We start from the raw sequence: 26,724 nt of genomic DNA on the forward strand, positions 1-26,724 counted from the left end.
TCCGCCATGGCCGCTGTCTCTGCCCCGAGAAATAGCACGACCGTTCGCAAATCATGGAGGCTGTCCCTGCTCAGCGCCCGCTTCACCGTCGGCAGCTGGGTCGCGCCGCGCAGCACACTGGCGCGCGCCTTCCAGGTGTTCTGCACCCCCATGCCCGGCGCCCGTAGCCGCGCACGCCAGGCCGATACCGGCGGCGCGCGCCTCGGCGAACTCGCCTTCGGGCGCGAGCGCCTGGCCACCTACACCTGGGGCGATCCGCAGCGCCAGCCGACGGTGCTGCTGGTACACGGCTGGTCCAGTTTCGGCCTGCGCTTCCTGCCGTGGGTGGAGCCGCTGCGCCGTGCCGGCTATGCGGTGATGACCTTCGACCAGCCGGCGCACGGCCGCAGCAGCGGACGGCGCGCCACGCTGCCGATGTTCGCGGAGGCCGCACGACGCGTCGCCGACAGCGTCGGCCCGCTCGCCGCCATCGTCGGCCATTCGCTGGGCGGTGCCGCGACGGCGATCGCGATGGCGCGCGGCCTGCAGGCGCAGCGGGTGATCCTGCTCGCGCCGGCGGCCGATCCCTTCGATGCCGCGCGTCGCTTCGGCGGCATGGTCGGACTGGCGCAGTTCCTCAGCCGGCGCCTGTTCGACGAATACCAGGAACTGACCGCCCACGACATCCGCGACCTGCACGCGCAAGCGACCGCGCCGCAGATCGCGCGGCCGGGCCTGATCGTGCACGACCTGGAAGACACCGACGTGCCGTGGTGCGAAGGCGAACGCTATGCGCGCTACTGGCCGCAGGCCAGGCTGGTCAGCACCACCGGTCTGGGCCACCACCGCGTGACCATCGCGCCGGAAACGCTGGACGCGTCGCTGCGTTTCTTGCGCGGCGAATCGGTCGGCCAGCGCGTCGTCTCCACGCGCGAGTTGCCGTTCGGCCTGTGCTGATACGCGCCACCGCACGCCCCCGTAGGGTGTGCGGTTCGTGCCCACTGGTATGCCTTTGGTGAGGTGCCGACACGCGAGCGGCTACAATCCCGGGTCTATCAGCACGTGAGTGAGGGCACGCGTGAGCACACCCGCCAGCCAGTTTCCCGCCGCACAGGCCGACGCCACGCCGTTGCGCTTCGTCACCGCCGCCAGCCTGTTCGACGGGCACGACGCGGCCATCAACATCATGCGCCGCCTGATCCAGGGCGAGGGCGCGGAAGTCATCCACCTGGGCCACAACCGCAGCGTCGAGGACGTCGTCCGCGCCGCACTGCAGGAAGACGCCGACGGGATCGCGCTGTCCAGCTACCAGGGCGGGCATGTCGAGTACTTCAAGTACATGGTCGACATGCTGAAGGAACGCGGCGCCGGCCACGTGCGCGTGTTCGGCGGCGGCGGCGGCACCATCACGCCGGAGGAGATCGCCGAACTGCAGGCCTACGGCGTGGAGCGCATCTACCACCCGAACGACGGCATGAAGATGGGCCTGGTCGAAATGATCCAGGACGTGGTGAAGCGCGCCGAGGAAGGTCGCGTGCAGACCGCGACCGAGCGAGACGCCGCACCCACCGCACCGAAGCTGACCGACGAAGCCGGCATCGGCCGCGTACTCAGCGCCATCGAGGACGGCCGCTACACCGAGGCCGAACTGGAAAAGCTGCGCGCGCAGTGGGCCAAGGGCCCGCATGCGCCGTTTCCCGCACGGCCCACGCCGGTGGTCGGCATCACCGGCACCGGCGGCGCCGGCAAGTCGTCGGTCACCGACGAACTGATGAACCGCTTCCTGTCCTGCTTCCCGCAGATGCACATCGCGGTGATCTCGGTCGATCCCACCCGTCGCCGCACCGGTGGTGCGCTGCTCGGCGACCGCATCCGCATGAACGCGCTGCGCAGCGAGCGCATCTACATGCGCTCGATGGCCACGCGCCGCCAGCACGTGGCGACCAACGCGGTGTTGAAGGACTGCATCGCGTTCCTCAAGTCGCTCGGCTTCGACTTGGTGATCGTCGAGACCGCCGGCATCGGCCAGAGCGATTCGGAGATCGTCGACCTGGTCGACTTCCCGATGTACGTCATGACCAGCGACTACGGCGCGGCCAGCCAGCTGGAGAAGATCGACATGATCGACTTCGCCGAGCTGATCGTGCTGAACAAGTACGACAAGCGCGGCGCCGAGGACGCCCTGCGCGACGTGCGCAAGCAGTGGAAGCGCAACCGCGTGGCGTTCCAGACGCCGGACGCCGACGTGCCGGTCTATCCCACCATCGCCAGCCAGTTCAACGACCCCGGCGTCAGCTGGATGTTCGCCAACCTGTGCCGCCTGCTGCGCGAGAAGCTGCAGCTCCCCGCGGATAAGTGGACGCCCGCGCTCGACACCGAGCTGAAGGAGCCGCGCGCCACCGTGCTGATTCCCGGCAGCCGCGTGCGCTACCTGGCCGAGATCGCCGAGCAGGGCCGCGGCATCAACCGTCGCATCGAGACCGAAGCCGAGACCGCCAGCCGCGCGCAGCATTACTGGAATGCGCTGAAGGATCTGGAGGATGCGGCGCTGCCGAAGGCGTTGGAGCTGTACTCGGCTGACAGCCTCCTTCCCCCGCCTGCGGGGGAAGGTGCCCGGAGGGCGGATGGGGGCAATCGCGATGACGCAGGCCCCCATCCCAGCCTTCCCCCGCAGGCGGGGGAAGGGGCAGGGCACGTCGACCGCTCGCTGCTCACCCTCCGCCAGCGCTACAACGACGCGATCCAGTCGCTGTCGTCCGAAGCCTTGAAGCTGCTGCGCGAATGGCCGGCCCGCCACAAGGCGGTGACCGATCCGGTCAACGAGTACCAGGTGCGCGGCAAGACCATCCGCATCGACAACTACACCACCTCGCTCAGCCACCAGCAGATCCCGAAGATCGCGCCGCCGCCGTACCAGGGCTGGGGCGAACTGCTGACGTTCCTGCAGAAAGAGAATCTACCCGGCAGCTATCCGTATACCGGCGGCGTGTATCCGTACCGCCGCACCGGCGAGGATCCCATCCGCATGTTCGCCGGCGAAGGCACGCCGGAGCGCACCAACCGCCGCTTCCACTACCTGTCGGTCGGCCAGCCGGCCGCGCGCCTGTCCACCGCCTTCGACAGCGTCACGCTGTACGGAGAAGACCCCGCGCCGCGTCCGGACATCTACGGCAAGATCGGCAACTCCGGCGTCAACATTCCCACGCTGGACGACATGAAGAAGCTGTACTCCGGCTTCGACCTGTGCGCGCCCACCACCTCGGTGTCGATGACGATCAACGGCCCGGCGCCGATGATCCTGGCGATGTTCATGAACACCGCCATCGACCAGCAGGTGGAGAAGTACCTGAAGGCCGACGACGCGCGCTGGGCCGAGGCGCAGCAGAAGATCGACGCGTTCTTCCAGGGCCGCGAGCGCCCGCAGTACCACGGCGAGCTGCCGCCGACCAACGACGGCCTGGGCCTGGGCCTGCTCGGCATCACCGGCGACCAGTTGCTCGATGAGGAAACGTACGCGCGCATCAAGGCCGAGACGCTGGCCACCGTGCGCGGCACGGTGCAGGCCGACATCCTGAAGGAAGACCAGGCGCAGAACACCTGCATCTTCAGCACGGAATTCGCCCTGCGCATGATGGGCGACATCCAGCAGTACTTCGTCGACAACGGCGTACGCAATTTCTACTCGGTGTCGATCAGCGGCTACCACATCGCCGAGGCCGGGGCGAACCCGATCAGCCAGCTGGCTTTCACGCTGAGCAATGGCTTCACGATTGTGGAGTACTACCTCGCGCGGGGCATGAAGATCGACGACTTCGCGCCCAACCTGTCGTTCTTCTTCAGCAACGGCATGGACCCGGAGTACACCGTCATCGGTCGCGTCGCCCGCCGCATCTGGGCGCGCGCGATGCGCGAGCGCTACGGCGCCAACGAGCGCAGCCAGATGATGAAGTACCACATCCAGACCTCCGGCCGCTCGCTGCACGCGCAGGAGATCCAGTTCAACGACATCCGCACCACGCTGCAGGCGCTGTACGCGCTGTTCGACAACTGCAACAGCCTGCATACCAATGCCTACGACGAGGCGATCACCACGCCGACCGAAGAGAGCGTGCGCCGTGCGGTCGCCATCCAGATGATCATCAACAAGGAGCTGGGGCTGAACTTCAACGAGAACCCGTGGCAGGGCAGCTTCGTCGTCGACCAGCTCACCGACATCGTGGAAGAGGCGGTCTACAAGGAGTTCGAGGCGATCAGCGAGCGCGGTGGCGTGCTCGGCGCGATGGACACCATGTACCAGCGCGGCAAGATCCAGGAAGAGTCGCTGTACTACGAGCACAAGAAGCACGACGGCAGCCTGCCGCTGGTGGGCGTGAACACCTTCCTGCCGCGCGAGCACGGCGGCGAGATCGCCACCGAGATCGAACTGATCCGTTCGACCGAGGACGAGAAGGGCCAGCAGATCGCCAACGTGCGTGCTTGGCAGGCCTCGCGCAATGCGCTGGCGCCGGAAGGCGAGACCGACCACAGCCACGCCTCGGCGCTGGAAGAACACGCCGAACCCGAGGTGCATGACGGCCACGGCCTGGTCTATCTGCAGCGCACGGCGCGTGAGCGCCGCAACGTGTTCGCCGCGCTGATCGAGGCGGTGAAGACGCACAGCCTGGGGCAGATCAGCCACGCGTTGTACGACGTGGGTGGCGAGTACCGGCGGAACATGTGATCGGCCGGGCGCCGTGCCGGCGGCGCCCCGCAAGAAGGAACCTCCCGCCATGACGCCTGTCTCCCGTCGGACGTTTGCCGCCGCCCTGGTGCTGCTGTTCGCCAGCGCCGCCACGGCCCAACCCGTCTCCGAGGACGCCGACCTGCATCGCGCCTATTCGCAGGCCGTGCGGCAGGCCATCCGTGCGCACTGGATGCCGCCGGCAGCAGGCGTCACCGGTACGTGCCCGGTGCTGGTACGGCAGTTGCCCGGTGGGGACGTGCTGCATGTGGAAGCGCATCGCGACTGCGCGTTCGACGAGGCCGGCCGGCGATCGGTGGAGGACGCGGTGTGGGCGGCCAGTCCGTTGCCGTACCACGGCTATGAGCGCGTGTTCGCGCGCGAGATGCGGGTGACGGTGCGCGCCGACGGCGAGTGAGTCCGCCGGCCGAGGTGCGTCGTTGCTCCCCCGCTGCGCAGGGAGAAGGGAATAGCGACGGCTAACGGATCTATCGGTATACGCCCGGTCCGCGCCAGATCAGTTCGCCGCGACGGTAGATACGCATCACGTCCACCACGTCGCGTGCGTCGCCGATGGTTTCCAGTTGCGGGTCGCCGGGCTGGACGAGGCGGCAGCCGCCGGAGCCGCGGGTGGCGACGATCTCCAGGGCGCAGACCATCAGGTCGGCGCGGCCGGGCAGGGGGAAGAAGATCTCCTTCATGCCCTGCAGCTGCCATTCGGCGATCTTCCGTTCGTTGCGCAGGTCGTAATAGATCTGGTGGCCGTCCACTTCCATGCTGGGGGTGGCGGCGTTGCCCTGGTTGTTGCCCTGGCGTTGGCCGGCGCCGACGGTGGGGCCGAGGTTTTCGGGGGCGGTGTCCTGGGCGAGCATGCCGGGGGGCTGGCCCCAGCGGGCGGAGCGGCGCCAGGCGGGTGGGCTGGACGGGGCGCGGTCTTGGGGCGGGGCGATGGCCTGTTGGCTGGCGGGGGGCTGGGGTTGGGCTTCGTCGGGGGCGACGGGGTTCTCGGCCTCGGTCACGCGGGTGGCGTCCACCGGGGAGGTGACGGGGGTGGTGACCAGGGGTTTGAGGGGTTTGGGGCGTTCGCTGGGGTTCTGGGTGCCGGTCGGGGGCACGGGGGGATTGGGGGTGGCGTCGGTGGGGTCGCCCAGGAAGTCGACCTTGACGCGCGCGCCGCCGGCGCTGGCGCTTTCGGGCTGCGACAGTTCCATCTTGGAGGAGTACAGCAGGGCCGCCAGGAACAGAAGGTGCACCAGCAGGCTCACCAGGGAGGCGATGCTGCGCTCGTTCCGTTTGATGTAGACGTCTTCCCTGTCTAGCGGGCGATTCAACGCGGCGGGCATGCGGGGTGGCGCGTCGCTCGCGTTTGGGGGAGGGCGGGGGTGGGGGGCTTCATGGGGAGAAGATGTGAGGCGTTGATGCCATTATAGGTGCGCTGTTCTGTAGAGATTCGTGGCGTACTCGGCGAGGAGAATGTGGCGGCGAGGCATTAAATTTGCTGCGTGAGGTGTTTGGGGTGTGTAACGTCAAGATGTGCGCGTGGAGAGTCCGAGGAAGGGGGCAGGATGCACAGCATTGAGGAGTTGGTTGAGAAAATTCGTAAGTTCGAGCCAGGTAAGCCTTTGATGGCTTACATCGGCAAGATTCGCTTTCCAAATTTCAAGAACATAGAGCCAGGCACCGAGATCAACTTTCCGTTCCCACTAACAGTGCTGGTGGGAGCAAACGGAAGTGGCAAAAGTTCAATTCTGCATGCGCTCTATGGTGCGCCCAAGGATCAAACAACTCGGGACTTCTGGTTCTCCACCGAGCTAGATCCCATCTTAGAGGGTAAGGGGCTTGGCCCCTCGCGCTACATCTACTCGCATTGGAACGCTGGCATCGGCGCTTACGTCGAGACACGAAAGGCCAGGGTGAAGAGTGGGACCAAACTCGACTACTGGGAGCCGACCAAGATTGTTGCCGGTGATGACATGGCTCCCTTGCCATCGCCTCCTCCGCTGGGTCGCCCCTACGATTACAAGTGGTTGCCACAATCCTTCAAAGGGGCGTTTCCTCCATCCGTCCGAGGATAGAACCATCACATTGAGAGAGGCAGCGCTATTGCAAGGTTTTCCTGCTTCTTATCTGTTTGATGTGCGTCATGGAAAAGAGTCGATAGCGCTGATGATAGGTAACGCACTCCCGCCTCCTTTCATTGCCGCTCATGCCTCTGGATTGCTCAGTCGCGGCTAATTGCAATTTTTTTGCACCTAGGCCGATTCGCGATGAATTCGTCGCGATGTACTTCGATCCCATGCCTTCTGAGAGACGTTCTTGATCTCTCGCGCTTCACGCAGTCTGCGGACTTGCTACGAACTTCGTAGTAGACGCACCAAAGTTTCCATAAGACCTTTGCCCTGCCTTCCAGCCGCTGTGCTGGAGGGCAGGAAACCAACGCCCAAAGCGGCAAGGAGCAAAGGAATGACGGACTTCACCGCGACTGAAACGCCGCCGCAGGATGCGGCCGCTGCACGCAACATCGAAGACACCCCACTGACGACCATCCTCGACCTCCTCCAAGGCGAGGACCACGAGTGCCCCGACGCCGCACTCGCCCGGCTGCCCGCCGACCAGCTGCAGCGCGTCGCCACCGCCGCCCAACGCAAAAGCCAGGACTGCCTGGACCTGATCCGCTGCCTGGTGGACTGCACCGGCATGCTGCTGATGCGCACGCCCCCGGCCGACGCCTGCGACCGCGTCCTCCACCTCAACCTGCACCTGGCCAGCCTGCTGGACGACCACCAACGCTGGGACGACCTGCACGAAAACGCCATCTACTACCGCCACCACCCCGACGTGGCGGCCCGCGTCGGCACCCGCTGGAAGACATCGCTTACCTGAGCGATCACCCACCGTTTGCACCCCGACCCTCGTTCCAGTGACCAACGCCCCGCAACAGGCCACCAACGGCCCCGTGACCCGTCCGCGGAAGCCGCACAATCGAGCCCCTCTGCACCCCGGACGAACGCGATGACGTCACCCTTCCTGCGCACCGCGCTGCTGGGCTTGCTGACCGCAGGCGGCGGCCTTGCCGCCCACGCCGCCACCCCCGGCGCCGACGACGAAGGCCGCCTCATCACCCGCAACACCGACGGCGCCTGGTTCCTGCAGCAACCCGAGGGCGCATCCGGCAAGGGCTGCGTGGCCCGCTTCACCACCGCGAAGAAAGACGCGTCCCAGTTGGCCCTCGTCGGCCCCACCGCGACATCGCCCACCGCCGCCATCCTGATGCACGGCCCCCGCATCACCACGCCCCCGGCCGCGCGCGAGGTCACCCTCGAACTGCAGCAGGACGGCCTGCCGCCCGCGACCATGCGCGGCGCGCTGATGCCGGCCAGCGGCGCCCAGCGCGGCGGGTTCCTGATGGTCCCGGTCGGCGACCTGAAGCAGACCATGGCCTCCATGCGTCCCAAGGAAACCGGCATGACCGTGCGCGTGGACGGCGTGGACGTATTCGGCCTGTCCTACGACGGCCTGGACCAGGCACGCAGCGCGATGCTCGACTGCCTGGCCGGCAAGCGCTTCACCGGCGGCAAGAGCTTGGCCGAGGCGACCGCGGAGATCCGCCTGGTGGGCACCGGCGCCATCGCCGGCACCGCCTTCTACAAGGGCGCGGTACTGGCCAGGAAGCAGTACCCGCCCAAGGGCAGCCAGCGGGTGGGCCTGATCCACATGAGCGACGCGTTCAAGCAGTGGTTCGAGGCGGTCAAGCAGAGCCAGAAGATGCCGGACCGGATCCCCGAGCGCATCGCCAGGCACTTCATGTTCGCCACGATCCTGGACGACCAGGGCGGCTTCCGCTTCACCAGACTGCCGCCCGGCGAGTACCTGCTGATCGCCGACTTCTCCTACCAGGAGACGGTGACCCGCAGCGAAGTGACGGGCCGCACGGACGTGTACGCCGGCAACCGGTACATCGGCTCCAACGACTAGGTCGCCTACTGGTTCGAGGACGTCAGGAAGAACACCACCTTCTCCAAGACCGTGCACCTCAAGGACGGCGAGACCCTGCAGGTGACGTTGGACAAGTCGATGCTGGGTTGCTTCTTCATCTGCCGCTGACCGTGCGCAGTGAACGAGAGGGGCAGGGCAGGCGAGCGGCTGACCCGCGTGCGGGCGACGCCACGCCAAATGTCGCGTAGCGCGGGCCTCGGCCCGCCGCCGCCTCACCCCCGCACCGCGCGCTGACACCACGCCCTGCCGCGTGACGGGGACGCGCCTGTCCTGCTGATCGGACGCCTCGTCGCGTCTCACACAAAGACGCCCCGTCGCCCGTTGACCGGCGCGTCGTCCATCCCCGCGACCCGACGTTCCATCAAAAACATCCAACGTTCGATCAAAAAGATCCAACGTTGGATCAAAAACATCGGCTCATCTAACAGGAAAGCCCGACGTTCCATCAAAACGATGCAACGTTGGATCGAACACAGGCATTCGTCTAACACTGAGACCCGACGTTCCATCGAAAAGATCGAACGCACCATCGAAACGATCCAGCGTTGCATCGGAAAGATCCAATGCCGGCTCAAAACGACCCTGTGACGACCGGGACCCCCAGCGACCCGCCCGCCCAGGCGGGGTGAGGCGGCGGATCGGGCGGTTCATTTCACATTGAGGGCCGCGGCGACCGGGTGCTCTGCGCGTTGGCGCGGAACACTGTCCGCCGGCGCCCGCCTCAGGCACCCGACACTCGCGCCTTGTTCCGCAGCGACAGGCAGTAGGCGGCCGTCACGCCGATGCCCAGCAGGATCGCCAGCGAACCGCCGATCACCGCTACGTGCTTCGGCGCCGCGATCCAGAGCCCCGCGTAGACCAGCCCGCTGAGCGCCATCGACCAGCCGGCCACCCGCTGCGCCTGCCGCGCGCGGGCACTGGGCACGAACCGCTTCGGCATCTGGTTGCCGAACCACGCCACCATCAAGCCGATCGCGCCCATCACGATGCGGTCGACCGTCGCGCCCTCGATGTATCCCCGCGAGCGGGCGAACGTGGCGCACAGCGCCAGCACCACGATGCCGATGCCCCAGGCCAGGCTGGTCGTCACTTCTCTGTTCATTTCACGGACCCCTTCTTGGACGCCGGCGCGGCAGTGCCCGCACCGAACGAGTGGACGAAGCCGAGCAGTGCGTCTTCCAGCACCGACAGCTTCAGGTGGTAGATCACGGACTTGCCGACCTTTTCCGCATGCACCAGGTCGGCCTCCTTCAGCACCGCGAAGTGCGCCGACATCGTCGGTTTCGACACGTCGAACTGGTCGCTCAGCTCGCCCGCGCTCAGCGGCCCCTTGCGCAGCAACTGCAGCACCTGGCGGCGGGTGGGGTCAGAAAGGGCGCGGAAGACCTGGCTCATGATGCGATAGTTAGCTAAACATCGAAATGTGTCAATCGCCGTCCGTCGGAGTGTGCCGTGGCACCATGCGCGCCTTCCCTTTGTTGTGAGACGACGCATGCTGCGCACGCTGGTCCTGTCGCTTTGCCTGATATCCCCGGTGGCTGTCGCTGCCGATCCCGTGTTCGACGTCCACGTCCACCTGCGCGATGGCGAAACCTCGCTGCAGCAGTACCGCGACGATGTGCGCGCCGCCGGGTTGGAACTGTCCGGCATCGGCGTGATGTGGTTCGGCGGCCCGCATCAGGCCAGGCAAGGCGACTTGGACAAGATCCGCGCCGGCAACGACCGCGTCATCGCCCTGGCGGCCAAGCGTCCCGACGTCCTGCCCATCGCCACCGTGCACCCCTACGACGGCGACGCCGCGCTGGCCGAACTGGCGCGCGTCGCCGCGGCCGGCGTGAAGGTGCTGAAGATCCACGCCCACACCCAGGGCTTCGACGTGTCCGATCCGCGCGTGGAAACCCTCGCGCGCCGCGCCGGTGAACTCGGCGTGGCCGTGCTGATGGACAACGCCAACATCCTGCCCGGCGACAGCGAAAAGCTGTTCAACCTGGTGGTGCGCGTGCCGAAGACCAAGTTCATCCTCGCCCACATCGGCGGCCTGAACTTCCGCTTCTGGAACATCCTCGCCCTTGCACGCACCGCCGACGGTTTCGGTTTCGAGAACCTCTACTTCGACATCTCCGCCACCGTGCTGGTGGTGGCCGATTCGCCCGTCGAAGAAGAGTTCCTGTGGACCCTGCGCAACGTCGGCCTCGACCACGTGCTGCTCGGCTCCGACTACCCGCAGATCGGCCTGGGCGTCACCGCGAACGCGCTGGACCGCCTCGACCTGAGCGATGAAGAGAAAGCGAAGATCCGCAGCGGCAATGCGATGAAGCTGTTCGGGCGCTGACGTAGGGTGGGCCTTGGCCCACCGTGTTGATGTTTACTTCGAGGTATTCCTAGACGTGTCATCCCGATATCGGAGAGACCGCGATGGCGGGCCAAGGCCCGCCCTACGTGCATCGTGTTCGAGAAGGACAAACATCCTTCGTGGTAAATGCGTGCAGCAACGTGTGTCACACGCGCCGCCCTCATCATCAATCTGAAGCAGATCATCACGACCATGAGTGCGTACGGTTGTGGGCGATCGGATCGCGTCGTAGCATCGGTCAACGCCGGTCGGGAGGGATTCTGTATGCGTAGATGGACGATGGTGGCGCTGTTGGGTCTGGTGGCATGTACGGGAATGCGCGCAGGGCAGGCGGGCGATGAAGCGGCAGCTGCCTCCGATGGTGCAAGCGGCACGTTCGCGGGTGAGTGGGAGGCGTGCCAAGGCACGACCGCGCCGGAGGAATGTGGCCGTTACCTGTTGCTGCAACGTGGCAGCCGCATTTGCGGTACTTGGTTCTATTTTGCAACTGGAAAAGCGTACACAGGCAGGATCGTCGCGCACGCGGACTCGTCCACGGAGGCGCGGCGCACGCACGTCTGCGGTCGTCAGAGCGTCGAGTCCAATACCGAATGCGACGACGGCTGGCAGCCCATCGACAAACCGCTGCGGATCTGCGATGGAAAACTCAGCGACAGCACGCGCGCCGATGGAAGCTGCTTCGCCTACTACCAATCCGTTCCTCTGGCCGACGATGCGCGCGATGCCTTGCTGGCGGAGCCGTGGATGCAGGAATGCCTGTCGGGCGAACCGTGACGTAAACACCCCGCGTAGGGCGGGCTCAAGCCCGCCATGTGGATGTGTCCGTTTCGATGTTGGTCGGCGGAACATCGCGCGCGTTCGTCGATGAGCTTTCACGATGCGGGACGGTCCGCGATGGCGGGCCAAGGCCCGCCCTACGAGCATCGTGTTCGTGAAGGACAACCATCCGCCGTGGTAAACGCATGCAGCAACGCGCGTGATGACGCGTCGCCGTCATCATCAATCTGAAGCGGTTCATCACGACCGTGAATGCATGCGGTTGTGGGTGAGAGAGTCGCGTCGTAGCATCGGACAACGCCGGTCGGGAGGGATTCTGGATGCGTAGTTCGATGATGCTGGTATTGCTGGGTCTGGTGGCTTGTACGGGCGTCAGCAACGGGCAGGCGGGCAGCGAAGCGGAGGCGTCCGCGGCACCCGTGGCGGAGGAAGTGGCCGCAGTACCTGAAGCACCGCAAGCGAGCGGTGCGTTTGCCGGGCAATGGGAGGCGTGCGAAGGCACGACCTCACCGGATGAATGCAGCCGCTACGTGCTGCTGCAACAGGGCGACCGCATCTGCGGTACCTGGTCCTACTTCGCCACGAACGACTCATACGAGGGCAGGGTCATCGCGCGCGCTACGTCGCCCACCGAGGCACGACGCACGCATGTCTGTGGCCGTCCCGGTTCCGAGACCGACACCGAATGCGAAGACGGCTGGCAAACCATCGACAAGCCGTTGCGGATCTGCGATGGCAAGCTCGGCGATCTGACGCGCGCCGATGGCAGTTGCTTCGCCGACTACCGGGCCGTGCCGTTGGCCAACGAAGTACGCGACGCCTTGCAGGCAGCGCCCTGGGTACAGGAATGCCTGGCGCGCGACCCTGACGTGGCACCCAAAGGAGCGGAATCATGACCAATCCGAATCCCCTGACCGACAACGAACTGCAGGCCGCGGCGTACTTCGCCGTCGGCGTCACCTCGGAAGGCAGCATCGCGGGCCGTGACGTCGCCTATCGCCTGAGCTTCGCCGGCAACGTCGGCGCCGGTGGTCGCATGGAACCGGTGGCCAACAGCGGTTACTCGTTCGGCACGCTGCAGATCGACCTGGGACAACATCCCGACGTGGCGCGCGACCTGCTGGACAGCTACCAGACCTGGGCGCGCACGCAGCCCGACCGCGCCACGCTCGAGCTGGGACAGAACGCATACGGCACCACGCTGCAGTCGCTGCAGCGCACCGGGCGCGAGATGCGCGCGGACAACGCGGTGGACATCGACCGCTCGCGCATCAACCGCTTCCTGGCGTCCGATGCGGGGCGCACGTTCGTGCATGGTCTCGACACCGAGCACGTCAACGGCGTCACCGCGACGGACGAGGTCGTCGGCAATCGCGATTCGGCACTCGAACGTCTGCAACGCACGGACCTGTACCGCAACAGCACCGGCGACGACCAGGCCGAACTGGCCGGCATGATGATGAAGCTGCAGAACCAGGCTGGCCGTAACCGCTGGCCGGGGCTGCTGGACCAGGTGGAAGCGGGCACGCTGACCTCGCCGGACGAGGTGAAGACGGCCATCGATGGCTTCCTGCCCAATCAGCGCAATGGCAATCCAGATTATCTGGAGAGCGGGGCGGACAACACGCTGCGCGGCATTGAGGTGCTGAATGCCTTGCGCGGTGCCGATCCGGAGAGTCCATTGTCGCGTGCGTGGACCAACGTGTCGGCGAATCCGTTGATCGGACCGGTCGCCGCGCACCAGCCCAACGCGGAGAATCCCAATCTCGGTCACGAGTACGACACCGTGCGCTCGCTGTTCCTCACGCCGGAAGCCTCGCAACGCTTCATCACCGCGCTTGACAACGGCGGCTCGCTCGCCGAAGGCAATCCGCAGCCGAATGCCAATGGCCGCCGCGAAGCGGGCTTCTATGTGTCGGGCAACGATTTCGTGCACTGGAACCGGAACGGCGAGGGCCAGGCCTATATCGGCGGGCAATGGCGCAGCATCGATCCCGACAACGTGACGCGGACGCGCAACGCCGACGGCACCACGACGCTGACCATCGACGAAAACGGGCGACAGGAACCCTTGCTGCGCGTGGATCCCCGCACACCGGCGCTGCGTGCCGATGCAGGCACGCTGCAGGATCCGGCCGTTCCCGGCGCGGACGCACCGGTGCGGCACGCGGAAAACGTGCCGACGCCCACCTTCGAGAGTCCGTACCTCAACCGCCTGCTGGCCGCCGTCAGCGCGGGCGACGAGGCGGCGGCGGATCGCGCCCTGCGCGATTACACGCGATCGCCCGAGGGCGTCGCGTTCCTGGAGAAGCACGAACCGCAGACGCCCGTGCAACAGCAGGCGGAAGAGCGCGCCGCGCAAGCGCAGGGCGTAGGGCGGGCGTAGGGCGGGCTCAAGCCCGCCGCCGCGGAGCGTCCGGCATCGCGATATTCAGCAACACCTTGGCGGATACATCCACAGGGCGGGCTTGAGCCCGCCCTACGGCGCCGTCGTGGAGAACCGGTGCGGGCTATCCCGTGATATCGCCTTGGCGCAACTCCGCCAGCAAGGCGCGCGGCGTGCTGCCGGCGATGGCGTGGAAGTCGGCGATCAGGTGGGCCTGGTCGTAGTAGCCAGTATCGGCGGCGATCGCGGACCAGTTGGCGTCGTCGTGCGACTGCGCGGCGTGCACCGCGGACGTGAAGCGCTTCAGGCGGGTATACGTCTTCGGGCTGAGGCCGAGCGCGTCGTGCAGCACGCGACGCAGATGGCGTTCGCTGACGCCCAACGCGCGCGCAGCCTGACCGACGCTACCGACCTGCAGTCTTTCCAGTGCCGCATGGAGAAAGGCCGGCGAAACACCCACGGTCGTCTGCCGCGATGCACGTGCCGACACGGCGGCGTCCAGCAGCGTGCCGGCGGCGTGCGTATCCGCAGCTTCTGCCAATTGCTCCCGCAATCGCTGCACGCGAGCAGGGCTCCACAACGCTTCCAGCGGCACCGGCGCGCTTTGCAGTTCCATCGCGGAGACACCCAAGGCCGCTTCGTAGGTGCCGGGTCGCAGACGCGCGATCACCGCACGCTGTCCGCCGCGGATGAACTTGCGATGGACCTGCCGGCGCGGTCCCATCGCATGCACGTCGACGCCGTCCGGCAAGGTCGGGCCGAACCTGACGACGATTTGCGCTTCCACCTGCGGGATCGCCACGCGCTGCTTGTCGCAAAGGTAGTCGCTCACCGTCATCGCCACGATCGGGTGCAGTGAAGCACCGGCAGCGATCATGGAGGCGCGGGCGAGAGCAGGGGCATGCGGCCATTGTGGCCGTCGCCTCCGGCAGGCCGCAACCCGGCGCCGATGGCCGATTTTTCCAATGCGCCGCGATCGTCGCCGATTATCGTAGCCGGCATGAACAAACACATACTGATCACCGGCGCGACCGGAAAAGTGGGAAGCAGACTCGCCAAGCGGCTGGTGCAGCAGGGGCACGCCGTGCGTGCCCTGGTGCGCGATGCTGCCCGTGCCACAGACCTGTCGGATCACGGCGTCACCTTGATAACCGGTGACCTGCTGCAACCAACGACCCTGCCGGCGGCGATGCAAGGTGTGGATGCGGTGGTGCACTGCGCCGCATTCTTCCGTGGCGCGACACCGGACGAGGCGCATGCGGTGAACAATCTGGGTACGCAGTACCTAGCGCAGGCCGCGCGCGAGGCGGGCGTGGGGCGTTTCGTGTTCACCAGCACCGGCCTGGTCTATGGGCCGAACGGCGGCGCCTTGTCGCGTGAAGACGACGCCTGTGCGCCCATCGACGCCTACCCGCAGAGCAAGCTGGCGGCGGAACAGATGCTGCTGGCGATCGATGGGCTCGACGTGCGCATCCTGCGCCTGCCGTTCGTCTATGGCGATGGCGACCCGCACATCCGGGACGTGGTGCCGTTCATGCGCACGTTTTCGCCGGCGCAGCGCATGTCGATCGGCCACCATGCCGACGTGGCGCAGGCGGTGATCCGTTTGCTGGCAGCGCCGTCGCCGGCGCACCGGATCTACAACGTGGTGGACGAGGAAGCGCCGGATCTGGCGACGCTGTTCGCCTCGGTCGGCGAAACGGCGCCCGACGGCACCGATCCGGAACGTGCGAAGGCGTTCTCCGCAGTGATGGACGGGCGCCGCATCCGCGACGACCTCGGCTTCCAGCCTGTGTATCCGCGGCTGGCGGATGCGGTGAGGGCGGGTCAGGCGTAAGCCTGATCGGGTCGTTTCGATCGGCGCTACGGATGTCGTCGTGGCGTGCGATGGCGGGCTTGAGCCCGCCCTACGGCATCCGCGCGATCAATCCTCGTCCTGCGCCTCGCGGCCCTGCTGGCGGATCAGTGCCAGTTCGCGTGCGTCGTTGATCGCATCGCGCACACCGTCGAGGTCGACGCTGCGTTCGTCCGGGGTGAACTGCCCGGTCAGCACGCTATCCGGCAGCAGCGTGCCGGCCTCGAACAGCGCCCACATCTCCTCGCCGTACCAGGTATCGAGCAGTTCCGGCGCCCAGCGGCCCAGCGTGGCGGTCAGGTTGTTGACGTCGCGCAGCAGCAGGGTGCGCGCGGCGTTGTTGCCGGCGGCGCTGACCACCTGCGGAAAATCGATCACCACCGGACCGTCGGGGCCGACCAGCACGTTGTACGCCGACAGGTCGCCGTGGATCAGGCCGCAGCACAGCATCCGCACCACCTGCCGCACGAGGACGGCGTGGTAGTCGCGCGCCTGCTCGGGCGTCAGTTCCACCTCGCCCAGGCGCGGGGCCGAGAAGCCGTCGGCATCGGTAACCAGTTCCATCACCAGCACGCCGTGGAAGAAGCCATACGGCTCGGGCACGCGCACGCCGGCCTCACGCAGCTGGTACAGCGCGTCGACCTCGGCGTTCTTCCATTCGGCTTCCTGCTGCCTGCGGCCATAGCGGCTGCCGCTGGCGACCGCACGCGCCTCGCGGCTGCCGCGCGACGTCCGGCCTTCCTGGTACTGCGCGCGCTTCTGGAAGCTGCGCTGTGCCATGTCCTTGTAGACCTTCGCGCAGCGCACATCGTCGCCGGAACGCACCACGTACACGGCCGCTTCCTTGCCGCTCTTCAGCGGACGCAGCACCTCGTCGATGACGCCTTCGTCGATCAGCATCAGCAGGCTGGGAGGGGTCTTCACGGATTCCTTGCGTGAACGGGCTCGCGGCGGGAGCGCGCGATGGGCGCGCAGTGTGCCCGAACCGGGCGCGGCGTGCAGGGACCGGCGTCCGGTACATGCATTACGTTGCACGGGCGGTGGGTGGAGGGCGGGCGCCGGCGCGACGTCCGGCCGTGCGATGGCGGGCCAGGGCCCGACCTACGGGATGCGAGGCAGTGCATCGTAGGGTGGGCCTTGGCCCACCGCGCCGCGAACCATCCTGGGCTCGGTATCCTGACAAGCGCCGGTGGCATGCGCCTACATTATGTCGAGGAGGGCTTCGGCAATCTTCCTGCATGCCAAACTATCGTCGCGTGCTTGTGCCGGGCGGCACGTACTTCTTCACCGTGAACCTGCGTGAACGTCATCGCGGCCTGTTGGTGGATCACGTCGACTCGCTGCGTGAAGCCTTCCGGATCACCAGGGCGGCGCGGCCGTTCCATCTTGTCGCCATTGCGGTGCTGCCGGACCACCTTCACTGCGTGTGGCGGCTACCGCAGGGCGATGCCGACAACGCGAGGCGCTGGGCACAGATCAAAGGGGTCTTCACCGGACGACTGCCAGCACGGGAAGATCGATCATCGCCGCGTATCGATCGACGCGAGCGCGGCATCTGGCAGCGCCGGTATTGGGAACACCTGATCCGCGACGAAGACGATCTGTGTCGCCATGTGGACTACGTGCATTTAAATCCCGTGAAGCATGGCCATGCAGTGCGAGCCATCGATTGGCCGCACTCATCGTTCCGGCGCTGGGTCGCGCGCGGCGCGTATCCGGAAGATTGGGCGGCCGATCCGTCGGCGATCCTGGGCGCAGGAGAGTGGCCAGGAAAGTGATGGCGTACGACGGCGGGCCAAGGCCCGCCCTACGAGGAGTCGCGCTTCACCCGCTGCACCCGCTGCCGGTACGCGCGCACGTTGTCGCCGTCGATGCGGGTGCGCTGGGTGCCGGTGACGGTGTCGACCTTGCGGTCGTCGCCGGTGACCGGCTTGGCGACGACGTCGGTCTCATGCTCGAACGCGTGCGACTTGTCGGTGTTGCGGTAGTACCGGTAGATGGCCCAGTACAGGGCCGCGGCCCCGGTGGGGCCGAGGGCCAGCAGCCATAGGCCGTTGTCGTCGCTCATGATCCTGCCCAGATGATCCAGAGGGCGATGCCCTCCAGGAACGTGCCCACGGTCAGCGCGGTGAGCAGCAGCTTCCACTGCTGCACCGGCACGCTGCCCATCGTCTCGCCGGTACGGCCGTTGACCGCGATGTAATGCAGCAGGCCGCCGTTCTTGCCGGGCTGGTGGTACGAGTACAGCCACACCGGCAGGTACATCGACACCCAGCGCGTGCCGTGCACGTCCAGGCGTTCCTGTTCCCAGCGCACGCCGCGGTCGTAGCGGCGTACCGACCCCTCGACCTGCGCGCGCGCGATCGACAGCAGCTGGTCTTCCAGTCGCGGCCGCAGCTGCTCCACGTCGGTGTCGCGCTTCTCCGAGGTGAAGCCGGACAGGTAGGACGCGTTCCACTTCACCGCGTTCTTGGTGTCGAACGGCAGGATCGTGTTGATGATGTTCTGCGTGTTGACCTTGGTGTCCAGGTTCCCGCGCTCGCGCGAGGATTCCAGCGGCAGGTCATCGACGGTGAAGTCCACCGCGCGTTCCACCCGGTAGATGTCGGCGTCGTAGTAGGTCTTCTTGTTGTTGTCGGTGCCGCGGGTGTACTTGCGTGTCTGGATCTCGCCCTTGCCGCTGACGCTCGCGCTCGCGTTGCCGTCGACGATCATGTAGGGCAGGTAGACGCCGACGACGTTCTCCGGCGAGAACTCGTCCTTGAACGCCTTCAGCGCGAACAGCTTGCGCTTGCCGACGAACTGGCGGATGCGCGCGACCGCGTCGTCCTTCCTGATGTGGAACGGCAGTACCGCATCGGGCACCGCGCCGTTGGGGATCTGCTCGTTGACGCCGAAGACGTGGCGGCACCAGTGGCAGCGCGCCGTCATCGCGTTCTCGGTATTCACCGTGACCTCGGCGCCGCAGCCGGTGCACTTGAACGTCATCAGCACGGCGGCGTCGGCCTGGATATCGCGTGCGCCGGAGGCAATGACCGTGCCGCGCAGGTCGGCGATGCCTTCGCCGAAGCCGAACGCCTCCTCGACGCGCTCGCCGACCCATTCGTTGCGGCAGTACAGGCAGACCAGCACGTCGGTGCCCGGCTTGTGGCGGATGTCGGTGGCGCCGCACTTCGGGCAGCGGTTCTGCCCGTCCTTCAGTTCGGCCGACGCGGTATCGAGGGCGACCGGATCGGGCGCTTCGATTTCCGCCCGGATCGACGCGGGCAGGGTGGACGGGTCGACCGGGAAGCTCCCGGGCAACGGCGGCACCTCCTGCGGCGAGCCAGGGCCCAGCGCGGGAGGCACCGGCGGCAACGGCGGTGGCGCCGGACGGTGCGGGGTGGACATGCGTGCTTCCGCTTACAGGCCCAGGGCCTTCGCCTTCAGCGCGTCGTAGTCCGACTGCGTGATCAGGCCGAGGTCGAGCATCTCCTTGGCCTTCTTCAGCCTGGCGACCGGATCGTCGGCCGCGGGAGCGGCCGGGGTGGCCGGCTGTTGCAGCCCGCCCACGCCCATCATCCCCGATGCCATGCCGATGCCCATCAGGCCCGCCGCACCGCCATTCTCGCCGGCCGACTGGATGCCCTGCGCCACGCTGGCCTGCAGGTTGGAGTTGCCGCGCGAGCCGGACAGCGCATCGGCGCGCTGCACGGTCTTCAGCAGTTCACGCGTGTTGGCGTCGTACTCGATGGAGACGATGGCGGTCTTGACGATGGCCAGGCCGCGGCTGGAGCTCCACTGGTAGCCCTGTTCGACGGCCGCCGACAGGCTCTGCGCGAAGCCCAGCGAATCCTGCTGCAGCTTGGTGATGCGGTTGCCCTTGGACGGATCGTTCGTGTACAGGCTGAAGGCCGGCGCCAGCGAGCCGACCACTTCGTTGAACAGCTGGGTGGCGGCGGCATTGTCCAGGTCGGTGAAGTCGAACACCTTGCCCGGCTGCAGGTAAGCGGCCGGCACGAAGTTCTTCACGAACAGGATGGGGTCGACGATCTTCAGCGTGTACGAGCCGCGCGTGACCGCGCCGACCTGGGTGTTGAGGAAGCCGTCGTCCCAGTAGATCTCGGACTGCGTGCCGAAGCGGTTGTCCGGCAGTTCCTTCAGCGAGACGAAGAACGCCGCCTGCTGCGAGCCCGGCTGGCCGCCGAACTTGAAGCGCTCCCAGCTCTGGGTGATGAAGGTCGACACGATGCCGTCGCCGGCGAAGATCGACTTGGAGTTGATGTCGTCCGAACGCCACTCGTAGCCGCCCGGCTCGGCGACGAACGCGGTGATCGCGCCGTCCTGCATCAGCAGCAGGCCGTAGCCTTCGGGCACGACGATCTTCGAGCCGTTGGTGATGATGTTGGTCGACCCGCTGGTATTGGATCCGCGACCGGCATTGGTGCCCTGCGGCACCGCGGCGAACAGCGCCGCCGTGGACGGCAGGCCCTGAGGCACCGTGTAGAAATCCTTCCACTGGTCGCCCAGCACGCCACCGACCGCACCCACCACCGCCTGCACAAGACCCATGACATCGCTCCGTGATTCGTGGACGGGTAGGGGTACCCGCCGAGTGTGATCGAGTATACAGAGCGATACGACAGCTTCATGGCGCAGAGGTCATGCCGTTGACCTGCCGGAAGTCACCTGGTCGGCGCGTATGGCCAGCCAGGTGTGGCAGGGCGCCAACCCCCTTCGATGCCGACCTTCCCTGACCGACCTGCGGCGAATTCTGTGCCCGTCCGCGTGCGGTGGCGCTGGTCGTGCCCCCGGGGTTCTGATCCTTCGAAGGGAAGTGCGCGACGGTGGCCTTGAGCCCGTCCCAAGGCTGTGATCCGTAGGGCGGGCTCAAGCCCGCTATCTCGATGCATCCGCCGAGGGATTCCCCGACGAAGCATCGCGGCATCGGACCAGGTGCGCGCGCCCAGTGATGCGCCACGCTCCCCGCATGCCGAACTATCGCCGCATGGGGGTGCCCGGAGGCACGTACTTCTTCACCGTGAATCTGCTGGATCGGCGTCGCTGCCTGCTGGTCGAGCACATCGGACGGCATTCCGTGAGACACGGCGTGCGCGTCCTTTCGACATGCTGGCGATCGTCGTGCTGCCCGAGCACCTCCACTGCATCTGGCGATTGCCGCAAGGCGATGCCGACAACGCGAACCGCTGGGCGCAGATCAAATCGCATGTCGGTCGTCGGCTGCCGAAGCGCGAATCGTGCTCGCAGCAGCAGGCCGCTCGGCGTGAACGCGGTCTTTGGCAACGCCGTTACTGGGAGCACCTGATCCGCGACGAGGACGATCTGCGCCGTCACGTCGACTATGTCCATCTCAATCCGGTGAAGCACGGCCATGTGGCGCTTGCCCGCGACTGGCCGCATTCCTCGTTCCGGCGATGGGCGGCCCGTGGCGTGTATCCATGGGAGTGGGCGGGCGAATGACGGCAGGCCTGCATCGCCGCGAACGGCAGGTCGTGGCCGTGACGTAGGGCGGGCTCAAGCCCGCCATGTCGATGTGTCCGTCGTGGTGTTCCTCGGCGGAGTGCCCCGATATCGGACGGTCCGCGATGGCGGGCTTGAGCCCGCCCTACGGGGATGTTTGCGCCGGTAACGCGCGATTCCTGCCTTCGGCCTTGGCGCGGTACAGCGCGGCATCGGCCGCATGCAGCAGCGCATCGGGTGTGCCGCCGCGCGCCGGGTGCTGGCTGGCGGCGCCGATGCTGACGGTGAGGATGTCCGCGACGCTCGAGGCGCGATGCGGCAGCGCGAGCTGCCGCACGTCGGCGACCAGCCGGTGCGCCAGCGCGAGCGCGGTGTCGGCATCGCAGTCCGGCAGCAGCACCGCGAACTCTTCGCCCCCATAGCGCGCCGCAAGGTCGGCACTGCTGCGCAGTCCGGCGGCCAGCCGCGCGGCGAGCGTGGCCAGTGCGGTGTCGCCGCCCAGATGGCCGTAGCTGTCGTTGTAGGCCTTGAACTCGTCCACGTCGATCAGCAGCACCGCCAGGGATGCGTCGCGCGCGGCGTGGTCGTCCCAGGCCAGCTGCAGGCAGCGGGTGAACTCGCGCCGGTTGGCGATGCCGGTGAGCGCATCGCTGGCGGCCAGCCGTTCGAGCCGTGCATTGGCTTCGCGCAGCGCGTCGGTGCGCTGGGCCACTTCGTGGGTCAGTGCGCGCTCGCGTTCGCGCGCCGCGCGCAGGCGCAACCGCACGAGCGCGGCCAATGCACCCAGCGCGAACAGCACCGCCAGCGTGCGCAGCCACCAGGTCTGGTGCCATTGCGGCAGCAGGGTGAAGCGCAGTTGTGCGCCTTGCTCGTTCCACACGCCGTCGTTGTTGCTGGCCATGACGCGGAACACGTAATCGCCGGGCGGTAGGTTGGTGTAGTAGGCGGCGCGGCCGGTGCCGGGTTCGCTCCAGGCACGGTCGAAGCCATCCAGGCGGTAGCGGTAGCGCACGGCGGAGGGCGCCACATAGCTCATCGCCGCGAACTGCAGTTCCAGTCGCTCCACGCCGGGGCCGAGCCGGCCTGCGGCCTGCGGATCCACGTCCCCGCCGTCCACCAGCAGGCGCTCGATCGAGACCGGCGGCGGCTGCGGATTGCCCTGCATGCGGTCCGGGTCGACGATCACCACGCCCTTGGCGGTGCCGAACCACAGGCGGCCGTCGTCGCTGCGGTCGGCCGGGGTCTGCGAGGCGCCATTGCCCTGCGCGTTGAGCATGCCGTCGCTGGTGCCGTACCAGCGGGGGGCGAGTTGCTGCACCTGGCCGCGGTCGAGGGCGGTGAAGTCGGCCTTGGCGAGCCGGCCGAGACCGCGGTTCGAACTGAACCAGAAGTTTCCGCGGCCGTCATCGAGCAGGGCGAACACCGCGTCGCCGTGGAAGCCGGCGCGCTCCAGGTAGCGGGTGACCTTGCCCTCGTGCACGCGCATGATGCCGACACTGGTGCCCAGCCACAGGCTGCCGTCCGCGTCGGGATGGAAGGCGAACACACTGGCGCCGGGCAGGCCATCGGTGCCGCAGGTATCCACGGTGCCACGCGTCAGGCAGCGCAGGCCGCTGCGCAACCCGATCCACAGGCGGCCATCCGGGGCTTCATACAGGGCGCGGGTGTCGTCGCCGCGGGTCCCTTCGACCACCTCGACCTTGCTGCCGTCGATCCGGGCCACGCCCTGCAGCGTGCCGGTCCACATGCCGCCCTCACGGGCCGGTGCGAAGGCGAACACGATGGTGCCCGGCAAGCCTTCGGCCAGGCTGAAGGTGCGTGCCCGGCCGTCGGCGTCGAAGCGGGTGACGCCTTCGGTGCCGGCGACCCACAGCTGGCCCCGTGCGTCCGACAGGATGGCGCGCACCAACTGGCTGGGCAGCTGGCGGTTGTAGTCGGTGGCCGGTTGCAGCGCCGATCCTGCGTAACGCGACAGGCCGGCGCCGTCGGTGCCGATCCACAGGGCGCCGCCGGGAACCTGATGCACCGCGCGCACGGCATTGGACACCATCTGCCCGGTCACCGTGACCAGCTTGGACGGACTGAGCCGGTGCAGGCCGCTCGACGTGGTGCCGATCCACAGGTTGCCTTCGTGGTCCTCGAACATCGACCGCACGGTTTCGCCCTGCAGCCCCGCCAGCGTGTTGTCGCAGCTGAAGTCGCCGGCCACCAGCCGGCACAGGCCCATGTCCAGCGGTGCGAACCAGACGGTGCCGTCGCGATCGCCGTACAGGCTGTAGATGCGGCGTCCGTCGAGCGCGGCCGCGCGCGGGTCGCGCTGGAAGCGGCCGTCGCGGAAGAAGGCCGGTCCGGCCTGGGTGCCGACCCACGCGGTGCCGGCGGCATCCACGGCGAGGCTGTACACCGCGTTGCTGGGCAGGCCGTCGTGCTCGTCGTAGAGCCGCGCCTTGCCGGCCCGCCAATGCACCACGCCCACGCCGTCGGCCGCGATCCAGATGCCGCCTGCGCGGTCGGCGACGATGGCGCGGTAGAAGCCACGCGGCGGGAAGCCATCGGCATCGCCGAGCAGGCGGGGCTTCCCGTCCGCGATCCGCACGACGCCGGCATTGGTGGTCAGCCACAGGCCACCCGCGGTGTCGCCGACGATGCCGAACACGCTTTCGATGCCCTCGGGCAGGGCGACGGGTTCCAGGCTGCGGCCCTGGCGGTGGTACAGGCCACCGTTGAGGGTGCCGACCCACAGGCCGCCACGACGATCCGCGCTGACCGCGGTGATGGCCGAGCTTTTCAGCGCCGGCGCGACGCGCGGGTCGATGGTCTCGAAGCCGTCGCCGCTGTGGCGCGCCAGCCCGCCGTAGGTCGCCAGCCAGATCGCACCGTCGGCCTGCTGGGCGATGGACAGCACCGTGCCTTGGGGCAGTTCGTTCTCGTACCAGACGTGGGTGAACTGGCCGATCGCCCGCTGCGGCTCGAGCGCCCGTGCAGGAAGCAGGAGGAACGCGCACAGCATGCCGGCCAGCAAGGCGCTGGTGCGCCGCGCATCAAGGAACATGCGGAATTCCAGGCATCGGCCCCCCCACCGGTGACGCTGCATGCTATCAGTAACCTTGATAACGGCGGCGCTGGCGAGGGATTGAGCGCCAGGGACCCACCCCGATGCTGCGCGATGAAGGCGCCCGTATGACGATGCCCCCACGTGACCTGTCGAAAGCCGGTGGCGCCTCCGTCCTCCTGGCGCCGACGATGCTGGCGTCGCCGGCATTGGCGGACGATCCCGTCGTGCCGTACACCGATGCCGTGCTGGAGGAGGGCGAACCCCCGCCGCCCGCCACCGGTGCCTTCACGCTGGTGGTGCTGCCGGACACGCAGTACTACGCCCGTTCTTTCCCGCAACACTTCATGGCGCAGACGCAATGGATCGCCGCGCAGCAACAGGCGCGCAACATCGTCGGCGTGCTCCACCTGGGCGACCTGACCGACCACAACACGCCCGAGCACTGGCAGCGCGCCGCCGACGCGATGGCGGTGCTGCACGGCAAGGTGCCCTACGTCGTGGTGCCCGGCAACCACGACTACAGCGAGCGCGGGCGCTGCACCGATCGCACCACCCTGATCAACGATTACTTCCCGGTCGCGCGCTTCGCTCGGCAGGCCACGCTGGGGGGCACCTACGACCGGGAGCCGGACCGCATCGAGAACAGCTTCCACCTGCTGTCGGTGAAGGGGCGCCGGCTGCTGGTGCTGGCGCTGGAGTTCGGTCCGCGCGCGGACGTGGTGCGCTGGGCGAACGAGGTCCTGCACCGGCATCCCGACTGGGAGGCGATCCTGGTCACCCACGCATACCTCTACGACGACGGCACCCGCTACGACTGGGCGACGAAGGGCGCGGCGCAGCGCTGGAATCCGCACAGCTATCCGGTGGCCAAGTCCACCGGCGGCGATGTGTCCGATGGGGAAACGCTGTGGCGCGAACTGGTGAGCCGGCACGAGAACGTCATCCTGACCTTCAATGGGCACGTGCTCGGCGATGGCCTGGCACGCCTGACTTCGCAGACTTCCGCGGGTCGCGACGTGCACCAGCTGCTGGTCAACTTCCAGATGCGCGCCAACGGCGGTGACGGCTGGCTGCGGTTGCTGGAGTTCCAGCCCGACCGTACCACGGTCCAGGTGCAGGACTACTCGCCGGTGCTGGGCTGCCGCAACCTCGCCCCGCAGAACCGCTTCACCCTGACGCTGTCGCCGCCGAAGCCGGCCGGATAGGCGCTTTCACAGCACAGGCCACCACATGAAGGCTGCGGCCGCGAGGCTGCCGGCCAGCGTGGCGGTGGCCAGCAGGCCGAACACGAGGCCCATGGCGGTCTTGGCCAGCGCGTGGCGTGAGCGCTCGGCGCGGAAGTACAGCTCCAGTACGGCGAGCGGCACGACCCAGCTGCCGAAGCTGACCAGGATGAAGGTCGCCCCCTGATAGTCGATCTTGATGCCGAGGGGCGCCAGCAGCAGCCCCGCCAGCATGATGCCGATGCGCAGGAACCAGACCCCGTTGACCAGCAGCCAGGCGCGCAACGCGTGGCGGCGATGTCGCGCGACGTCGCGGCGCAGGGCGCTGCGCCATGCCAGGACGGCGAAACAGAGGATCAGCAGGCCGTTGAGGCTGATCGACACGTCGCTGCCGATGCCCAGCCGCGAGCCGCGCACCCAGACCAGCCAGAAGCCGGTGAGCGTGACGACCAGCGCGACGCCGAGGAACACGCGACCGTTCCAGCGGTGCGCGGCGGGCCAGCGTCGGCGCAGGGCGGGCACCCCTTGCCAGAGGCCGGCGAAGGTCACCAGCCCCGCCAGCACCGCATGGCCGAGGAACTGGGTGTTGCCGACGACATCACCAGACACGTAGCCGGTGACGTGCGGCTTCGCGTTGAGCCCGGCGAGGTCGCCGGTGGCCAGCGCGCCGCCGAAGAACGCCACGATGAACGCCACGAACGCCAGCTGTCCGAGCGTGGCGGTGATGAACCAGAGGGTGGCGCCGGCGGACAGCACGCGCGACGGCAAGGGTGGACGAAGCGAAGCATTCACGGGACGTCTCCGGAGTGGAAAGCCCGCACGATGGCGATGGCCGGAAGGCGCGTCCTGCCGATTCGCGATTCGGCCAGCCGGATCGGCCATGGAAAATCGACGTTCACGTCCGGGTCGGCCATGACCGA

General features: G+C 67.5%; 26 protein-coding genes. 15 read left to right on the forward strand and 11 right to left on the reverse strand.

All coding sequences use genetic code 11. From position 1 onward, the window contains the following. Positions 1-6: 6 nt before the first annotated feature. From AC1Q5B_RS11315 to AC1Q5B_RS11325, 3 genes are all read left to right on the forward strand, one after another. A complete protein-coding gene (locus AC1Q5B_RS11315) occupies positions 7-936 on the forward strand; it encodes an alpha/beta hydrolase (RefSeq protein ID WP_492631755.1) in 930 nt (309 codons plus the stop codon). A gap of 121 nt (positions 937-1,057) precedes the next feature. Then, positions 1,058-4,699 (forward strand): methylmalonyl-CoA mutase family protein, encoded by a 3,642-nt coding sequence (locus tag AC1Q5B_RS11320; RefSeq protein WP_492631756.1) that lies wholly within the window; start codon positions 1,058-1,060, stop codon positions 4,697-4,699. A 49-nt stretch (positions 4,700-4,748) separates the two neighbouring features. Further along, positions 4,749-5,117: a TonB C-terminal domain-containing protein gene (locus AC1Q5B_RS11325; RefSeq protein WP_492631757.1), complete on the forward strand. Its 369-nt coding sequence runs from the start codon at positions 4,749-4,751 to the stop codon at positions 5,115-5,117. 70 nt (positions 5,118-5,187) lie between these two features. Here AC1Q5B_RS11325 and AC1Q5B_RS11330 read toward each other — a convergent pair whose 3' ends face one another. Beyond that, entirely contained in the window at positions 5,188-6,030 is an 843-nt protein-coding gene (locus AC1Q5B_RS11330; RefSeq protein ID WP_492631758.1) for a type II toxin-antitoxin system RelE/ParE family toxin, read from the reverse strand. 234 nt (positions 6,031-6,264) lie between these two features. Between AC1Q5B_RS11330 and AC1Q5B_RS11335 the strand changes: the two genes are divergently transcribed. From AC1Q5B_RS11335 to AC1Q5B_RS11350, 4 genes are all read left to right on the forward strand, one after another. Further along, the gene (locus tag AC1Q5B_RS11335) at positions 6,265-6,774 is read left to right on the forward strand and encodes an AAA family ATPase (RefSeq protein WP_492631759.1); all 510 of its coding nucleotides are present in this window, start codon (positions 6,265-6,267) and stop codon (positions 6,772-6,774) included. After that, positions 6,668-6,934, forward strand: a complete 267-nt coding sequence (locus AC1Q5B_RS11340; RefSeq protein ID WP_492631760.1) for a DNA cytosine methyltransferase — start codon at positions 6,668-6,670, stop codon at positions 6,932-6,934. The genes AC1Q5B_RS11335 and AC1Q5B_RS11340 overlap by 107 nt, the downstream gene beginning before the upstream one ends. Positions 6,935-7,162: 228 nt before the next feature. Further along, on the forward strand, positions 7,163-7,582 hold the full coding sequence (locus tag AC1Q5B_RS11345) for a hypothetical protein (RefSeq protein ID WP_492631761.1): 420 nt from the start codon (positions 7,163-7,165) through the stop codon (positions 7,580-7,582). A 129-nt stretch (positions 7,583-7,711) separates the two neighbouring features. Beyond that, positions 7,712-8,674 (forward strand): carboxypeptidase-like regulatory domain-containing protein, encoded by a 963-nt coding sequence (locus AC1Q5B_RS11350; RefSeq protein WP_492631762.1) that lies wholly within the window; start codon positions 7,712-7,714, stop codon positions 8,672-8,674. Between the two features lie 317 nt (positions 8,675-8,991). Here AC1Q5B_RS11350 and AC1Q5B_RS11355 read toward each other — a convergent pair whose 3' ends face one another. The 3 genes from AC1Q5B_RS11355 to AC1Q5B_RS11365 all read right to left on the reverse strand — a co-directional run bounded on the left by AC1Q5B_RS11355 (position 8,992) and on the right by AC1Q5B_RS11365 (position 10,090). Then, positions 8,992-9,246 carry a hypothetical protein gene (locus tag AC1Q5B_RS11355; RefSeq protein ID WP_492631763.1) on the reverse strand — a complete coding sequence of 85 codons (255 nt, stop codon included), beginning with the start codon at positions 9,244-9,246 and terminating at the stop codon, positions 8,992-8,994. A 170-nt stretch (positions 9,247-9,416) separates the two neighbouring features. Beyond that, complete coding sequence (locus tag AC1Q5B_RS11360; protein WP_492631764.1) at positions 9,417-9,797, reverse strand: hypothetical protein; 381 nt, start codon at positions 9,795-9,797, stop codon at positions 9,417-9,419. After that, positions 9,794-10,090 carry an autorepressor SdpR family transcription factor gene (locus AC1Q5B_RS11365; protein WP_492631765.1) on the reverse strand — a complete coding sequence of 99 codons (297 nt, stop codon included), beginning with the start codon at positions 10,088-10,090 and terminating at the stop codon, positions 9,794-9,796. The genes AC1Q5B_RS11360 and AC1Q5B_RS11365 overlap by 4 nt, the downstream gene beginning before the upstream one ends. A 97-nt stretch (positions 10,091-10,187) precedes the next feature. Between AC1Q5B_RS11365 and AC1Q5B_RS11370 the strand changes: the two genes are divergently transcribed. The 4 genes from AC1Q5B_RS11370 (at position 10,188) to AC1Q5B_RS11385 (ending at position 14,211) form a co-directional block, all read left to right on the forward strand. Continuing rightward, on the forward strand, positions 10,188-11,027 hold the full coding sequence (locus AC1Q5B_RS11370; RefSeq protein WP_492631766.1) for an amidohydrolase family protein: 840 nt from the start codon (positions 10,188-10,190) through the stop codon (positions 11,025-11,027). Between the two features lie 300 nt (positions 11,028-11,327). Continuing rightward, complete coding sequence (locus AC1Q5B_RS11375; protein WP_492631767.1) at positions 11,328-11,822, forward strand: hypothetical protein; 495 nt, start codon at positions 11,328-11,330, stop codon at positions 11,820-11,822. A gap of 323 nt (positions 11,823-12,145) precedes the next feature. Continuing rightward, positions 12,146-12,721: a hypothetical protein gene (locus AC1Q5B_RS11380; RefSeq protein ID WP_492631768.1), complete on the forward strand. Its 576-nt coding sequence runs from the start codon at positions 12,146-12,148 to the stop codon at positions 12,719-12,721. Further along, entirely contained in the window at positions 12,718-14,211 is a 1,494-nt protein-coding gene (locus AC1Q5B_RS11385; protein WP_492631769.1) for an XVIPCD domain-containing protein, read from the forward strand. The genes AC1Q5B_RS11380 and AC1Q5B_RS11385 overlap by 4 nt, the downstream gene beginning before the upstream one ends. A 124-nt stretch (positions 14,212-14,335) precedes the next feature. Here the strand turns inward: AC1Q5B_RS11385 and AC1Q5B_RS11390 are convergent, their stop codons facing one another. Further along, on the reverse strand, positions 14,336-15,043 hold the full coding sequence (locus AC1Q5B_RS11390) for a helix-turn-helix domain-containing protein (RefSeq protein WP_492631770.1): 708 nt from the start codon (positions 15,041-15,043) through the stop codon (positions 14,336-14,338). A gap of 168 nt (positions 15,044-15,211) precedes the next feature. On the opposite strand from AC1Q5B_RS11390, the gene AC1Q5B_RS11395 reads away from it, so the two are divergent. After that, the gene (locus tag AC1Q5B_RS11395; RefSeq protein ID WP_492631771.1) at positions 15,212-16,048 is read left to right on the forward strand and encodes an NAD-dependent epimerase/dehydratase family protein; all 837 of its coding nucleotides are present in this window, start codon (positions 15,212-15,214) and stop codon (positions 16,046-16,048) included. Between the two features lie 87 nt (positions 16,049-16,135). Here AC1Q5B_RS11395 and AC1Q5B_RS11400 read toward each other — a convergent pair whose 3' ends face one another. Further along, entirely contained in the window at positions 16,136-16,990 is an 855-nt protein-coding gene (locus AC1Q5B_RS11400; RefSeq protein ID WP_492631772.1) for a PA4780 family RIO1-like protein kinase, read from the reverse strand. 332 nt (positions 16,991-17,322) lie between these two features. On the opposite strand from AC1Q5B_RS11400, the gene AC1Q5B_RS11405 reads away from it, so the two are divergent. Beyond that, positions 17,323-17,844 carry an REP-associated tyrosine transposase gene (locus tag AC1Q5B_RS11405; protein ID WP_492631773.1) on the forward strand — a complete coding sequence of 174 codons (522 nt, stop codon included), beginning with the start codon at positions 17,323-17,325 and terminating at the stop codon, positions 17,842-17,844. A 29-nt stretch (positions 17,845-17,873) separates the two neighbouring features. Here the strand turns inward: AC1Q5B_RS11405 and AC1Q5B_RS11410 are convergent, their stop codons facing one another. Genes AC1Q5B_RS11410 through AC1Q5B_RS11420 form a run of 3 tightly spaced genes read right to left on the reverse strand, consistent with a single transcriptional unit; the run spans position 17,874 to position 20,617 of the window. Continuing rightward, complete coding sequence (locus tag AC1Q5B_RS11410; protein WP_492631774.1) at positions 17,874-18,134, reverse strand: hypothetical protein; 261 nt, start codon at positions 18,132-18,134, stop codon at positions 17,874-17,876. Beyond that, positions 18,131-19,456, reverse strand: coding sequence for a TFIIB-type zinc ribbon-containing protein (locus AC1Q5B_RS11415; protein ID WP_492631775.1), 1,326 nt, complete (start codon positions 19,454-19,456; stop codon positions 18,131-18,133). Before AC1Q5B_RS11415 ends, AC1Q5B_RS11410 begins: the two co-directional genes overlap by 4 nt. Before the next feature lie 12 nt (positions 19,457-19,468). Further along, on the reverse strand, positions 19,469-20,617 hold the full coding sequence (locus tag AC1Q5B_RS11420; protein WP_492631776.1) for an SPFH domain-containing protein: 1,149 nt from the start codon (positions 20,615-20,617) through the stop codon (positions 19,469-19,471). A gap of 384 nt (positions 20,618-21,001) precedes the next feature. Here AC1Q5B_RS11420 and AC1Q5B_RS11425 point away from each other — a divergent pair, with 384 nt between their 5' ends. Further along, a complete protein-coding gene (locus tag AC1Q5B_RS11425) occupies positions 21,002-21,526 on the forward strand; it encodes an REP-associated tyrosine transposase (RefSeq protein ID WP_492631777.1) in 525 nt (174 codons plus the stop codon). A gap of 145 nt (positions 21,527-21,671) precedes the next feature. On the opposite strand, the gene AC1Q5B_RS11430 is transcribed toward AC1Q5B_RS11425, so the two are convergent. Further along, complete coding sequence (locus tag AC1Q5B_RS11430) at positions 21,672-24,578, reverse strand: ligand-binding sensor domain-containing diguanylate cyclase (RefSeq protein ID WP_492631778.1); 2,907 nt, start codon at positions 24,576-24,578, stop codon at positions 21,672-21,674. Positions 24,579-24,712: 134 nt separating this feature from the next. On the opposite strand from AC1Q5B_RS11430, the gene AC1Q5B_RS11435 reads away from it, so the two are divergent. Continuing rightward, the gene (locus tag AC1Q5B_RS11435) at positions 24,713-25,786 is read left to right on the forward strand and encodes a metallophosphoesterase (protein ID WP_492631779.1); all 1,074 of its coding nucleotides are present in this window, start codon (positions 24,713-24,715) and stop codon (positions 25,784-25,786) included. A gap of 6 nt (positions 25,787-25,792) precedes the next feature. Here AC1Q5B_RS11435 and AC1Q5B_RS11440 read toward each other — a convergent pair whose 3' ends face one another. Then, the gene (locus AC1Q5B_RS11440) at positions 25,793-26,596 is read right to left on the reverse strand and encodes a DUF2306 domain-containing protein (RefSeq protein WP_492631780.1); all 804 of its coding nucleotides are present in this window, start codon (positions 26,594-26,596) and stop codon (positions 25,793-25,795) included. Between the last annotated feature and the right edge of the window lie 128 nt (positions 26,597-26,724).

It is taken from the genome of Pseudoxanthomonas sp. GW835-FHT14C01 (assembly GCF_058793715.1).